Genomic DNA, 13320 nt, shown 5'->3' with positions numbered 1-13320 from the left:
GTTTTGTCGAAATACAAGACATCGCATTGTAACGCTATTTTTTACCCATTGAACAGGGCATACAATCCTCTGTCGGCATTTCTCATGCAAACATAATTTTCCAGAACAACCCGAAAGCATCATTTACCGATATTTCAGTTTTTTTCACAATGATCAAAGATGCCTAATTTTAGGATCTGGCAAAATTATAAGGTTTTAGATTAACTTAATTTTATCATCAAAAAAATGTTAAAAATAACAGGCTTAGCATTTACATTTTAATTTTCCTTAAATTGCAAAACCTGCTTTATACTAGCCGCATACTTTTATTTTTTTATCTCCTATGTCCTCCGATTCACAAGTGAAAGTGCCTGCTCGGGCATTTGCACTGCTCCCGCTTATTGTTTTTCTGACCATTTTTTTGGGCAGTGGTATTTACCATTCCATCATTGGAACTGAGTTTGCGTTCTATCAAGTGAAAGCCCCAGTCGCTGCTCTTCCTGCAATTGTATTGGCAATTTTGCTCTATCGCGGCAAGATAAATGACGCGATTGATACATTTATGAAAGGTGCTAGCCACCCGAATTTGATCTTAATGTTCATGGTCTTTATGCTCGCTGGTGCTTTTGCCAGTGTCAGCAGTGCCATCGGTAGTGTCGATGCAACAGTGCAGTTGGGACTATCGATGATTGCGCCTGAGTTCGTGCTGCCCATGCTGTTTATTATTGCGGCCTTTATTGCCACAGCGATGGGAACCTCCATGGGCACTATTGCAGCCTGTGCACCAATTGCCTTTGGTTTTGCTCAAGTCACCGAAATTGAAGTGGTGTATGCCATTGGTGCTGTGGTCGGCGGTGCTATGTTTGGTGATAATCTGTCGATGATTTCAGATACCACCATTGCTGCAACGAACAGTCAAAAAGTTCAGCTTCGCGATAAATTTAAGGTCAATGTCTGGATTGCTGTTCCTGCATCGATTGTCAGTATTTGTATTTATTTATTCATGAGTCAAGGCTCACAAGCGATTGAACACAAAGCTTATAATGCGTGGCTAATCCTGCCGTATTTAGCCGTATTTATTTTGGCCTTTTCACGTTTGCACGTGCTTGCTGTACTGACCATTGGTGTCTTACTGTCTGGCTTGATTGGTATGGTGATTCAACCTGAATTTAATTTCTTAAGCTTAAATAATTCTATTTATGACGGCTTTACCGGCATGTTTGAAGTTGCCCTGCTTTCTATTTTCTTAGGTGGTATTTCTGCCATTATGCAAAAAGAAGGCGGTTTAGAATGGCTAATTCAACGCATTTACAGCATGACACGCTACTTTAAAGTTGGTGCTGAACGCGCAGGTGAAATTGGTATCAGTTTCTTGGTGATTTTCTCCAACCTATTTGTAGCAAATAACACTGTCGCAATTATTTTATCTGGTGACATGGCACGTGAAGTCGCCAAAGAATATGGTGTAGACCCTAAACGTGCTGCTGCGCTCTTGGATATTTTCTCTTGCGTAGTCCAAGGTCTCATTCCTTATGGTGCACAGCTGTTACTGGCTTGTTCGATCGCAAAACTTTCGCCTGTGGAACTGATTGGTAGTGTGTATTACTGTTGGGTCTTGGCAATCTTTGCCATCCTTGCCATTTTACTTCGGTATCCAAAATTAAAAGCTGCGGCATAAGTTTGGCCTTAAAGAAAAGCGGTCGTTTGACCGCTTTTTTTAATGTTGTTTGAAAGGCTTTTCTTAACGAGCAATCTGCAAGTTTTATTCTAATCTCAAGGCTTTTTTTCGCGCTAATAATGTCTCTCCGCTATATGCCTTAAAAGCACGTGCCAAAGCAGACTGATCTGAATATCCTAACTGCAACGCGATATCCGTCAAAATGGTTTGTTGTGAAAGTAAATATTCACAGCGTTTCATTCGTTCAAGCTCCAAAAGCCGCTTAAAAGATGTGTCTTTCTCCTGTAGCTGTCGTTGCAGGGTTCTCACTGACAGATGCAACTCCTCTGCTAACCACTCTATTTTAGGGGCTTGCTGTTTTCGTTTGAGATGATCAGCGATGCATTGTTGCATCTGTAGAATTGGATCTGCATGTTGCGGACGAGCGGCGATCGCCTCTTCGGCCTGACGTAATAACAATTGCATCAGTGACGGATCAGCAAGTTCTGATTTTAAATCCAAACTGTCTGCATGAATCACAAATGAATATTTAAGGGTCGAAAATTCCATTTGGCAGCCATAAAACTTTTCATAGTGATAACGAGCCATCCGCGGTGCATGGGCAAAATGAATACAGAGTAACTTTAAAGAATCTGGAAAAATTTGCTTGGCCAAATGTGCCATACAGGCCATCGTTAATTCATTCACCAAAGCATACTCTTCATCATGCTGAGGCCAAGACAGTATAATTTGATGATCTTGATGGCTCATATTCATCGGCACAATTTGCGCCCCATCAATCACCAAACGACTAAACCGCATCACATATTGCAAAGCATCTGCTACGCTATTACTCAGTGTCGCCATATAGCCTAACACCCCAAAATGCTCCGCACGAATATACTTGGCCATTTCAAAAACCAATTGCGGGCAATCCAGATGCTGCTGAGTCAGTTGCATGATGGTATTAAAAAAAGAATTCGGCGATTGAGAGTCGATCGGCAAAGACAGCACATGCTGAATTTGCGCAGCATACGGCGCAATCCATTCGAGCTGTGTATAGTTTAATTCACGCTCAATTAAGACCATATTCCATAGTTGGAAGTAACCGTTTGGGATCTGAATTTCAGCCATCTCGCCCCTCTTTCTGACCTGCCAATTCTGACATTTTATATTTTCATCATGGCGTAAAATGTATAAAAATTGGCAATATCTGTCAAAACAAAGTGCAATTTCTCCGACATACTGCAATCAATACGACTCGCACAGAAAAAATATCATGAATGCTATCGTCAAATATCAAGTCGAACCCATTGTTCGCACAAAGCTGAATTTTAAGTTAGAAGAAATCCCGCGCTATTGGTTTGGCGGAGACCCCTTTTTAACACGTATGTTTGATGCCTTGAGCCTGACCTTTCCTGATGGCGAGCGCTATTTCATTGAATCTGTACGTCTGTTCCGTAGTCAAATTCAAGACCCTGATTTACAGCAACGTGTCGCTGACTTTATTCGTCAAGAAGCACAGCACGGTATGGCGCATGACAAAATGAACATGTTAATGAAACAACAAGGCATGCCTGTCGATGCGTTCATTAAACGTCTAAATAAAATTTTTAAATTTGAACTGAGCAAACGCTCACCTGAATACAACATTGCCATGACGGCTTCTGCCGAGCATTTGACTGCGCTGATGGCTGAAACGTTCTGTAGCCAAAAGTCCGTACTAGAATCTGCGCATCCTTATGTCCGTGCATTATTTATTTGGCATGCGATAGAAGAAATGGAACATCGCGATGTAGCTTTTGATGTGATGAAAGATGTGGCTAAGGTCGATGAAAATTTAAAGAAATTCACTTTGGTTTGGACCAGTGGATTGATGCTCGGCTTTACCTTATACCGTGCCAATGTGATGCTGAAACAGGACGGCTTCAGTTTCACTGAACGTTTAAAATTAAATATGAAAGGCTTACCGTGGTTCTTTGGTAAAAATGGCACCCTCACCCGAATGAGCAAACCATATCGAGATTGGTTTAAAAAAGACTTCCATCCGAGTCAGCATCCCATTGTGCAAAATTATGATCTTTGGTTAAAAACTTATGAAGAAACCAATGATCCAATTCAAGCTGCGGAAGTGTTTTGGCAAGCTGCAAAATAAAAATTGAATAAAAAAAAGCCGCATCGATTGCGGCTTTTTTATAGGCTTAGACTTACCATTTGGCATAGTGCTGCTCAAGTAAACCATATTCATTTAAGAATACAATTTCTTCGCCATCACGTTGAATTGTACCGCTAATTTTTGCCTGCCATTGACTGAACTGACTACCGACCAATCTTAAATTCAGGTTTTCATAGCGCCGCCAACCTGTGGTGACGATCAAATTTAAGCTGTTATCTAATGAACTAATATTCCATTGATTATCGCCTTGTTGCTGGAACAGCACATCAGACATGGCATACAGATGTCCATTGACCCACAGACAATTTTCATTGCCAAAGCTTTCATTTACCCCAGAGGCAAGATTGATCCCAACGCGTCGATTTTGACTGTCCCAAAAGTTACACGACAGCCAGAACCATGCGGTTTCAGGACGAAGAAAACCACAGGTATCATCTAAAGACACCAATGTCCGGTCATGGAATTGAATGGTCTTGCCTTGCTTATTGATAAAGAAACCTTCACAGCCTAACGTCGTTAGTTTTTGAGTATAGGTCCAACCATTAATCCCTGTGGGGCTACACATACTTAGCGGATCAGTCCCTGCACAAAACACTCGAGCGCTCAGTTTGAGTTCGCCATGTTTCGACATTTGAATGTATCGCACACCATTGGCATGCTGAATGTCCAGTTGAATCCCTGACTTAATAAAATGACTCTGATTAAATAAAGGTTGTTCATCTAAAACGGTATTGCGTGACAGGAAATTAATCGAATTCCATTCCAACACTTCATTCGTAATATGATCATACACATAGACAAAACCGTGCCCTGCCCACGCGATATCGGCGATCGCTAGACCAATCGTATAATGTTCATGCTGAATACAACAAAATTTAAATTTTTTATATTTTAAACGCTTACGCCAACCTTGAAGTCGTTTTCCATACGGTGTCTTATATTCATACTTACTTAAATCGATGCGATTGGGAAGTTCACTAAAACGCCCATAATGCGGCTGTCCATTCGGCCGTATTAAATCCATATACGCCATTCCATTGAGGTTTAAGGTCTAAATCCTGAATGTTATTATGCCTATTATTTAACGCCTGAAAAGACAATCCATCTGATTTCAGGCGAATATCACAAAAAAATATAAAAGCTGACATTTCAGCTCTTAATCATCACAATTATTCATTTATTAAGATGTAATCATTTTTCCATGAATTTTGCTGGCTATGCGGGGTTTCAACCAATTCGATATAGCGCCCATAGACATGATCAATCGCAATACAATCATCGACATCTAGGGTTCGGTCGGTATGTTGTTTTTGCCAATGTGACTCAAAAAAAGCCTTGCCCCGTTGTTTTGCAACGCTGGCATTTTGTCCCGTCACCAAAACATAACGATGTAATTCACCAAATTCGCGGGCATCATATCCCCCGAGATTAATCAGCCATAATTTTTCATCTTCAGCTCGGGGCGCGGCATCACAAAATTGGATACGATAATGCCGATTTTCAGTGCTGACTGTATGTACCTGTGCCCAAGCATCAATATGTAAGCCTTTTTGCTCACCAAACCATGCCGTTCTCAGTTGTGGATAAACCTCTTCTAATGCGTTACCCACTGCAAGAATGACATCATGCACTTCGATATTTGCTCTTGGATGGCGTCCGCCGAGCATCACCATAAATAAACTGGACACAATCTCCCCCTATTTTTGACTTCAACTGCCCACATAGGGCTGAAGTAATTTCAACAAAATCACGCCGCCTAAAGAGAGTACTGCATTGTTGACGAAATGAATGAGTAAGACATGCCAAATGTTACGCGTCCACAAATAGATGAGGTTGAGAAATAGGCCTGCCGCCATAAAACTGATGGTCGCAATCAAATCGCCATCAAAATTATGATAATGTATCAAGCCGAATAAGATTGAGTTCAGCAAGACCAAAATCACTCGCCAAAGCCACGGCTGTACAAACAGCTTTTGCAGCAAGGTATAGCGGAAAATAATATCTTCAAGCAAAGCGGTAAATAATGGCCCAAGGCTGATGATCAGCAAGCTAAAAAACGCAATCGTATTAGGATCAATGGTCGATTCTTTTTCAATGCTCTCACCAACGGGCAACAGACTGCGTGTAAAAGAAATCACTACTTGTAAGACGACTGCACCGACAACCACCAACAGGCTTGAACGCCAAAAGGCCTGTTTATACTTTTGCCAGTGCGTATACAGCATCGTTTTATAGAGCCAACACACGGCAATAAATAAAATACCGCGAAAGATCGAATCACCCAAAGCAACCTGAGCTGAAACACCAAAAAATTGGTCTAAGACATAACTGTTGAACAAGATCAGCGGAAGAATGCACAGCGCAAAAGTATCACGCCATTGCCAATAAATATGGGTTGGAAAGGATTCTGCACGAACCAATTGGGTAAACGTCATTGTTATAAAGTCTTTCTAAAGCAATAAAATTTACACAGTATTGTGATTTATTTCACACTTTTATTCTGCATCTGTTTTGTAGAGATTTGCCTTAATAAAATTTTCAGCCAAAAAAAAATCGCGCGGAACTGCTTCTGCGCGATTTTTTAATCCTCACCTTTAACAAAGCAGGGCTTTTCCCCTCTTTATTAAAGAGGGGTTGGGGGAGATTTTACATCTCAACCATTTCCACGCCATCAATGCGGGCAACGGTCATTAAATCTTTATCGCCACGGCCTGATACAGTCGCAATAATGATTTGGTCTTTGTCCATGGTCGGTGCAAGTTTCGTCACATAAGCCATCGCATGTGAGCTTTCTAATGCAGGGATAATACCTTCAATTTGGGTTAAATCACGGAAGCCTTGTAACGCTTCAGTGTCATTGATAGGCACATAGTTCACACGGTGCATATCTTTGAGGAAACTATGCTCAGGGCCTACACCTGGATAATCTAGACCTGCAGAAATTGAATGTGTTTCAATGATTTGACCTTGATCATCTGACATCAAGTACGTACGGTTACCGTGAAGTACACCGACATGACCTGCATTCAATGGTGCAGAGTGCTTGCCCGTTTCAATGCCGTAGCCTGCCGCTTCAACACCGTACATTTTCACATCTTCATCATTTAAGAATGGATAGAACAAGCCCATCGCATTCGAACCGCCACCCACACATGCAACAAGAGCATCTGGCAGACGGCCTGCTTGTTCTTGAATCTGTTTACGCGCTTCACGGCCAATGATCGATTGGAAATCACGTACCAATTGCGGATATGGATGTGGACCTGCAACTGTACCAATCACGTAATAAGTTGAATCAACATTGGTTACCCAGTCACGCATCGCCTCGTTCATGGCATCTTTCAATGTTTTTGAACCGCTTTCTACAGATACAACTGTCGCTCCAAGCAAACGCATACGGTACACATTCATGGCTTGACGTTTTACGTCTTCTGCACCCATGAACACCACGCATTCAAGGCCTAAACGCGCAGCAATCGTTGCCGTTGCTACACCGTGCTGACCTGCGCCTGTTTCCGCAATAATACGTTTTTTTCCTGAAAGTTTAGCCAGCAAAGCCTGACCAATGGTGTTATTCACTTTATGTGAACCTGTATGGTTCAGGTCTTCACGTTTTAAATAAATTTGCGCACCACCCAACTCTTTCGACCATCGCTCAGCATAATACAAAGGACTAGGACGACCGACGTAATACGCCAAGTCACGGTCGAATTCTGCCAAAAACTGGGCATCATCTTTCATGCGGAAATAGAGCTTTTCTAAGTCCTTAAGTGCTGCCATTAGAGTTTCTGACACAAAACGCCCGCCATGAATACCGAAATGCCCTTGTGCGTCAGGGAATTGGGTATAGTCAATCTTATTTTGCTGATCCACGATGGACTCCTTGCATAAAGCGTTCTATGAGTTGTTGGTCTTTAATACCTTTTGCCGATTCTACACCACCACTCACATCTACGGCGTAAGCACCAGTGATTTGAATCGCTTCTTCAATATTGTCAGGCTTTAAACCGCCCGCCAAAATTAAAGGAATATCGAGTTTTGGGAACTGTGCCCAGTCAAAGCTATGCCCTGTACCGCCTTTCAGCTCAGGATGCCATGCATCTAACAGTACGGCACTTGCCCCTGCTTCTTGAAAGGCTTGAATCTTGCTAATCACATCTAAATCAGGCTTGACCTGAATGGCTTTGTACCAGCGGCGTCCAACGGTCTGCGCAATTATTTGGCACTGTTCAGGGCTTTCATCACCATGAAATTGCAGGATGTCTACAGGTGAAATTTTTAAAATATTCTGTATGTCTGCAGCCGATGCATTCACGAATAAACCCACTGTCTGCACATACGGCGGCACATGCTGAATCAGCTCAGCAGCTTGCGCTGCCGTTACACTGCGCGGGCTTGGCGCAAAGAATACAAATCCGATCGCATCTGCGCCAGCTTGGACGACAGATTGAATATCTTGAATACGTGTAATTCCGCAGATTTTGGCACGGGTTCGCATATTGTTTTGGCTCTGACTCCGCCCTATTCATAGCCTATCTATGAATATGAAGGCGAATCATTGTAATGCAATTTTCATGCATTGCGTGGATTTTCAGCATGATTCCACTGCAAAAATAAAAAGCCCTGAATGATCAGGGCCTTTTGACATTTTAATGAATTATTTCATTGCATAACGTAATGTTACCCAAGCAGTACGGCCTTCTTGACGGTAGTAATAATCACTCCAAGAGTCATACACCGTGTAATATTCTTTATCAAACATATTAGCAAGCTTCGCTTGTACAGAAAATTCAGGAGTCGCTTGATAGGTTAAACGTACATCTGCTGTCGCAAAACTGCCAAAGCTTGTTGTATTAGCGGCATCCTTATAACGCTGGTCTTCTGCGTGTACAGAGCCACCTAGCGTCCATTTATCCATCGTATAATCTGCAGATACATTCAATAATTGGCCTGCACGACCCGCGATTTGATTGCCTTTTGTCGCCCCCGAATTATATTCAGGCTCTTGATACGTATAGTTTAAGTTCCACGTGAAGTTGTCCAGTGACTGTCCGAACTCAGCTTCCACACCCTTAATTTTTGCTTTCGCAATATTGGTTCCGCCTGAAATCATATTATCAATTTCATTATGGAAGGCAGAAACAGACCAGTTCAGCCATTGCGACCCTTTGAATCCAATTTCAATATTTTCAGACTCTTCAGGGACTAAGTTTGGATTTGACCAGCCCGGATAATATAAGTCATTAAATGTTGGTGAGCGGAAAGCGGTACCGTATGAAACATAAGTGCTGTAGTTGTCATTAAATGAATAACCAACAGCGACATTGCCTGTGGTGTGATCACCAAACTGTTCGTTATCATCTAAGCGAATAGCAGCTTGCAGGTTCACTCGACCAAAATCACCAAGATATTGCGCATAGTAACCGACATTATCACGCTCTTTTTCATCGTAATTGGTGGTGCTGTCGACTTGATCATTTAAGTAATCCACACCCACCAATAGTGTGTTATTGGCATTGAAAGATAATGTGTTTAACCAGCTGATGCTGTCTTTTGTGGTATCAAATACACCAGTTGATTTATCTGCACTAAAGGTTTCGTATTTATCTTCTGAACGGCCAAATTTAAGCTGCGTTTTCCAAAGATCTACAGGAGAATAGCTAAAGCCTACGCCATACACATTTTGCTCGACCTTGTTGTAAGGATTTACGTTATATGGACTATCGTAATTTGTTTCACCATTTACATAGAGAACATTAAAATCAGCTGCAAATTGATCATTAAATTGATGACCCGCTTTGATGGACGCAGAATAGTTTTCATAACCATCTTTATCTGTTTCAGTCGGCAAAGTTGTTACATCTAAACCTTGTGTTTTCAAGCCTGCCAAACTCAGCGTCGCCCAAGAATTATCCTGACGAATATTCACACCGACATTTGCATCGTAAGTTTCATGTGAACCATACTTGAGCGAAGCAAATGGTTTTACGCCATTTTGCGTCCCTTTACGGGTGAAGATTTGAATCACACCGCCTACAGCTTCAGAACCATATAAACTTGAGCGCGGACCTTTGACCACTTCTACACGTTCAATTTGATCAACTGGCAAATGCTCAAATGAAGTTTGGCCTGAAGTTGCCGAACCCAGTTTTTGACCATCCACCAATACCAATACCGCAGTAGAACCTGTACCACGAATTGAAATACTGGTTGGCTGACCTAAACCACCAGAGTTGGTATACGTTACGCCCGGCACTGTACGAAGCAATTCTTGTAAAGAAGTAAATTGCTTACGTTCAATTTCTTCACGATTAATGACTGTGACTGCTGCCAAAGTTTTTTGTGCGTCTTGCTCAACAATATTGGCAACCGTGTTTGTAATCACTGGAAGTTGATAAACTTGGTCTGCTGCCATCGCAGCAGAAAGTGGAGATAAAACAAAAAGCGACCCGACAAGAGTCTTAGAGAAAAAATGCATGCTGTATTCCCCGATCGCACCGCCCGTGCGAATAATAAAATGGATAACGCAGGCGGATTCAGGGTCAGCAATGCAAGGCCAATATTGGCGCAATGATGCAATCCCGCTATAACGCCCGCCGCATTATGAATAGGTCTGCATCAGGCCGGTCTCCGGACTTACGTTATGAATAACGATTCACCGTTGCGGGGGCAGTGTCAGATAACAACAGCTCTATACTGCTGGACTGACTTCCCAGTTTCACTTCTCAATTAAGGAAGCACCTGAAGCATGGGCAGATTAGTTTCTGCCCCACAGCAAGTCAAGCTGAATATGCAGCAACACTAAAATGCCCGATAGATTTGATTGTTCGATAAATCGGAGTTCTCTATACTTAAGCCATTCACAACAGTTGGCATGGGAAGTTTCCACAACACTGCCCCCGCAACGGTGCGCAAAAGTAAATTTGCCAGTCCGATACCTGCTCACTGTGTTCTATCACTCAATCATTTACGTGGGGTAAATGTATGGAGCATCGCATGTCAAATTTAGCTCGCCCTACAGCACTCGCTACAGGCATTGCTGCCGCTTGGGCTTTTTCTACATCTTGTTTTGCAAATGAATCGCGCATTGCTCAACCAACAATGGATACCATTGTGGTGACTGCAACACGCTCACAAGAAAAATTAGAAAATGTGCCAGCACGTATTTCCATTATTGATGAGTCGCTCATAGATCAATCACCAATTGCATCATTTCCACATTTATTAATGAGTGATGCTTCTATCAATATGGTGCAGCTGGGTGGCTATGGACAACAAGCTTCATTTTTTTTACGTGGCACAGAGTCAGACCACACTTTGGTATTGCGTGACGGTGTCCGTTTAAATAATGATGCCAGCGGTTTAGCGCCAAATAATTTTATAGATACCACAGACATTAAGCAGATTGAGGTTTTAAAAGGCCCAGCATCTGTCCTTTATGGCACCAATGCCATTGGTGGTGTGGTACAAATCATTAGCAAAACCCCTGAAAAAAATGCAGCTTTTATCAGCGCTGAAATAGGTGAAAATCAAAGCTATAAAAGTACTGTCGGGGTAGACCTAGCCAAGCAAGGTTTTTATGCGCAAATTCGTGGACAGCGTTTAGAAACCGACGGCACACTGATTCATGAACATGAAAATGCCAGAGCTTCTAGCTTTAATCAAAAAGGCGTGTCTGCCAAATTTGGCTATGAAGAAACACGCTTTGGCACTTCATTGGATTATTCTGAAAACCAAGGTAATGCTCAATATGAGCAATACAGCTGGAATTCACTGCAATATGAGCAAAAGTCGCAAGATTTTAAAAATCAAATTGCAACCCTGAAGTCACGCTTCAACCCCACAGATCAGCTGACCCTGAATGCTCGCGTGTCTTATTTTAAAGATGAGTTGGAACAGCTCAAAATCTTTGAACAGACCCATTATGAATCCACTGAATATGAACTGACCGCAAAACAGCAAATGACGCCGTCTCAGAACATCATCGCAGGCATCACCCATCGGCAGCTAGAAACATCAACGCTAAAAACTGCAGAGTCTTTTCATCAAGACTTAAACAGTACGGGTTATTATCTACAGCACCAATATCAAACTGATAAATTAAAAACTCAAGCGGGTATTCGTCGTGAAGACCATGAAAAATATGGTCAACACACGGTCGGACAAGTTGCTGCGCGTTATTTTTTCACGCCGTTGTTTAGTAGCTATGCCAATATTGGTACAGCATTTAAAGCGCCAACCATGAACGACTTATATTATGGCGACTATGCAAACCCTGACTTAAAACCCGAAGAAAGTCAATCCTATGAAATTGGGCTAGACCTACAAATGACACCACAACTAAAAACTGGTATGTCTATCTACAGAACTGAAATTGATAACCTTATTGATTCTGATCCCAACAATAACTGGAAGTTTGCCAATATTGATGCAGTGACCATTCAAGGTTCAGAAGTCTATGTGAATTGGAGCAATGAGGCATTTTTTACAAAGGCCAGTTATAGCTACAATCAAGCAAAAAATGATAAAACAGGTTTGGATTTGAGCCGCCGCCCACGTCAAAAACTGGCATTGTCAGCTGGTTGGGCTGATGAACATTATGGGCTGTCAACAACGCTGAGTGCGAACAGCCATTCAGACAGCAGTAATTATGATGAGGATGTGATCCCTGGACATGCTCAGATTGATTTCAATAGTTATTACCAACCCAACGAGCAACTGCGCTTCTTTGCCAATATTCAAAATGTCGGCGATGTTCAATATAAAACGGCTTCTGCTGGCAATTTCGACGGCAAATTCTATTTAAATGGCGGCCGTTTGGCTTCCTTTGGCATCACAGTTAGATATTAATTTCACACTGATTTATTCAACTTTTAATCAAAAAATGGACAATTAAAATGGGCCACCGCTTAAGTAAAATTTATACCCGCACAGGCGATTCAGGTACGACAGGGCTTGGCGACGGATCACGCGTAGCCAAAGATGATTTACGTATTGAAGCCTTAGGAGATGTCGATGAACTCAATTCAAGCATTGGTATTCTGCGTTCGCACATCGCACTTAGCAGTATTGAAGACAAAGCGGCTTGGGATAAATCGCTCAGCCTGATTCAGCATTGGTTATTCGACCTTGGCGGTGAAGTCTGCATTCCAAACTTCAACTTGGTACAACCTGTGTCAATTGAGTTTTTGGAAAATGACATTGACCGTATGAATGAAGCGCTGCCAATGCTCAAAGACTTTATCCTGCCTTCAGGCACTTTAGTATGTAGCTTTGCCCATCAAGCTCGTGCAGTTTGCCGCCGTGCAGAACGTCGTTTAATGGCTGTACATAACCGTGACCAGAACATTCAAGCGCCGTCATTGCAGCTTTTGAACCGCCTTTCAGACTGGTTATTTGTCGCATCGCGTACATTACAACGCGCTGAAGGTGGTTCTGAGGTGCTGTGGCAGAAAAATATTAATGACACGATTGATCAATAATTTTTGGATTCAAAAATTGCTCAAAT

The 13320-nt window shown here is 42.2% G+C and carries 11 protein-coding genes and 1 riboswitch; of the genes, 4 read left to right on the top strand and 7 right to left on the bottom strand.

Annotated features, from left to right (window positions below):
- Positions 1–322: 322 nt before the first annotated feature.
- Entirely contained in the window at positions 323–1657 is a 1335-nt protein-coding gene (locus tag AC25JC_RS10960) for a Na+/H+ antiporter NhaC family protein (RefSeq protein WP_486924031.1), read from the top strand.
- A gap of 84 nt (positions 1658–1741) precedes the next feature.
- Here the strand turns inward: AC25JC_RS10960 and AC25JC_RS10955 are convergent, their stop codons facing one another.
- Positions 1742–2770, bottom strand: coding sequence for a helix-turn-helix transcriptional regulator (locus AC25JC_RS10955; RefSeq protein ID WP_486924030.1), 1029 nt, complete (start codon positions 2768–2770; stop codon positions 1742–1744).
- Positions 2771–2915: 145 nt separating this feature from the next.
- Between AC25JC_RS10955 and AC25JC_RS10950 the strand changes: the two genes are divergently transcribed.
- Positions 2916–3791, top strand: coding sequence for a metal-dependent hydrolase (locus tag AC25JC_RS10950; RefSeq protein WP_486924029.1), 876 nt, complete (start codon positions 2916–2918; stop codon positions 3789–3791).
- Between the two features lie 52 nt (positions 3792–3843).
- Here the strand turns inward: AC25JC_RS10950 and AC25JC_RS10945 are convergent, their stop codons facing one another.
- From AC25JC_RS10945 to AC25JC_RS10920, 6 genes are all read right to left on the bottom strand, one after another.
- The gene (locus AC25JC_RS10945) at positions 3844–4836 is read right to left on the bottom strand and encodes a DUF2804 domain-containing protein (protein WP_078194136.1); all 993 of its coding nucleotides are present in this window, start codon (positions 4834–4836) and stop codon (positions 3844–3846) included.
- Positions 4837–4981: 145 nt separating this feature from the next.
- Complete coding sequence (locus AC25JC_RS10940) at positions 4982–5500, bottom strand: DUF1543 domain-containing protein (protein ID WP_078194137.1); 519 nt, start codon at positions 5498–5500, stop codon at positions 4982–4984.
- A gap of 21 nt (positions 5501–5521) precedes the next feature.
- A complete protein-coding gene (locus AC25JC_RS10935; RefSeq protein ID WP_180103187.1) occupies positions 5522–6247 on the bottom strand; it encodes a CPBP family intramembrane glutamic endopeptidase in 726 nt (241 codons plus the stop codon).
- Positions 6248–6458: 211 nt separating this feature from the next.
- Positions 6459–7685 (bottom strand): tryptophan synthase subunit beta, encoded by a 1227-nt coding sequence (gene trpB / locus AC25JC_RS10930; protein WP_486924028.1) that lies wholly within the window; start codon positions 7683–7685, stop codon positions 6459–6461.
- Positions 7669–8310 (bottom strand): phosphoribosylanthranilate isomerase, encoded by a 642-nt coding sequence (locus AC25JC_RS10925; RefSeq protein ID WP_078194140.1) that lies wholly within the window; start codon positions 8308–8310, stop codon positions 7669–7671. Before AC25JC_RS10925 ends, trpB begins: the two co-directional genes overlap by 17 nt.
- A gap of 159 nt (positions 8311–8469) precedes the next feature.
- Complete coding sequence (locus AC25JC_RS10920; RefSeq protein WP_486924027.1) at positions 8470–10290, bottom strand: TonB-dependent receptor domain-containing protein; 1821 nt, start codon at positions 10288–10290, stop codon at positions 8470–8472.
- Positions 10291–10416: 126 nt separating this feature from the next.
- Positions 10417–10572, bottom strand: a riboswitch (cobalamin riboswitch).
- 236 nt (positions 10573–10808) lie between these two features.
- Here AC25JC_RS10920 and AC25JC_RS10915 point away from each other — a divergent pair.
- Positions 10809–12662 (top strand): TonB-dependent receptor plug domain-containing protein, encoded by a 1854-nt coding sequence (locus AC25JC_RS10915; RefSeq protein ID WP_486924026.1) that lies wholly within the window; start codon positions 10809–10811, stop codon positions 12660–12662.
- Between the two features lie 47 nt (positions 12663–12709).
- Positions 12710–13294, top strand: a complete 585-nt coding sequence (locus AC25JC_RS10910; protein ID WP_111885379.1) for a cob(I)yrinic acid a,c-diamide adenosyltransferase — start codon at positions 12710–12712, stop codon at positions 13292–13294.
- The last annotated feature ends 26 nt before the right edge of the window (positions 13295–13320 follow it).

The organism is Acinetobacter sp. P37 (assembly GCF_057480965.1).
This window is presented reverse-complemented; position numbering and strand designations above follow the sequence as displayed.

Excerpts from the sequence above, each read along its gene's own strand:
- AC25JC_RS10910 (WP_111885379.1), top strand. The coding sequence starts at position 12,710 with ATGGGCCACCGCTTAAGTAAAATTTATACCCGCACAGGCGATTCAGGT.
- AC25JC_RS10920 (WP_486924027.1), bottom strand. The coding sequence starts at position 10,290 with ATGCATTTTTTCTCTAAGACTCTTGTCGGGTCGCTTTTTGTTTTATCT.
- AC25JC_RS10945 (WP_078194136.1), bottom strand. The coding sequence starts at position 4,836 with ATGGATTTAATACGGCCGAATGGACAGCCGCATTATGGGCGTTTTAGT.
- AC25JC_RS10950 (WP_486924029.1), top strand. The coding sequence starts at position 2,916 with ATGAATGCTATCGTCAAATATCAAGTCGAACCCATTGTTCGCACAAAG.
- AC25JC_RS10955 (WP_486924030.1), bottom strand. The coding sequence starts at position 2,770 with ATGGCTGAAATTCAGATCCCAAACGGTTACTTCCAACTATGGAATATG.
- AC25JC_RS10960 (WP_486924031.1), top strand. The coding sequence starts at position 323 with ATGTCCTCCGATTCACAAGTGAAAGTGCCTGCTCGGGCATTTGCACTG.
- AC25JC_RS10925 (WP_078194140.1), bottom strand. The coding sequence starts at position 8,310 with ATGCGAACCCGTGCCAAAATCTGCGGAATTACACGTATTCAAGATATT.
- AC25JC_RS10915 (WP_486924026.1), top strand. The coding sequence starts at position 10,809 with ATGTCAAATTTAGCTCGCCCTACAGCACTCGCTACAGGCATTGCTGCC.
- AC25JC_RS10935 (WP_180103187.1), bottom strand. The coding sequence starts at position 6,247 with ATGACGTTTACCCAATTGGTTCGTGCAGAATCCTTTCCAACCCATATT.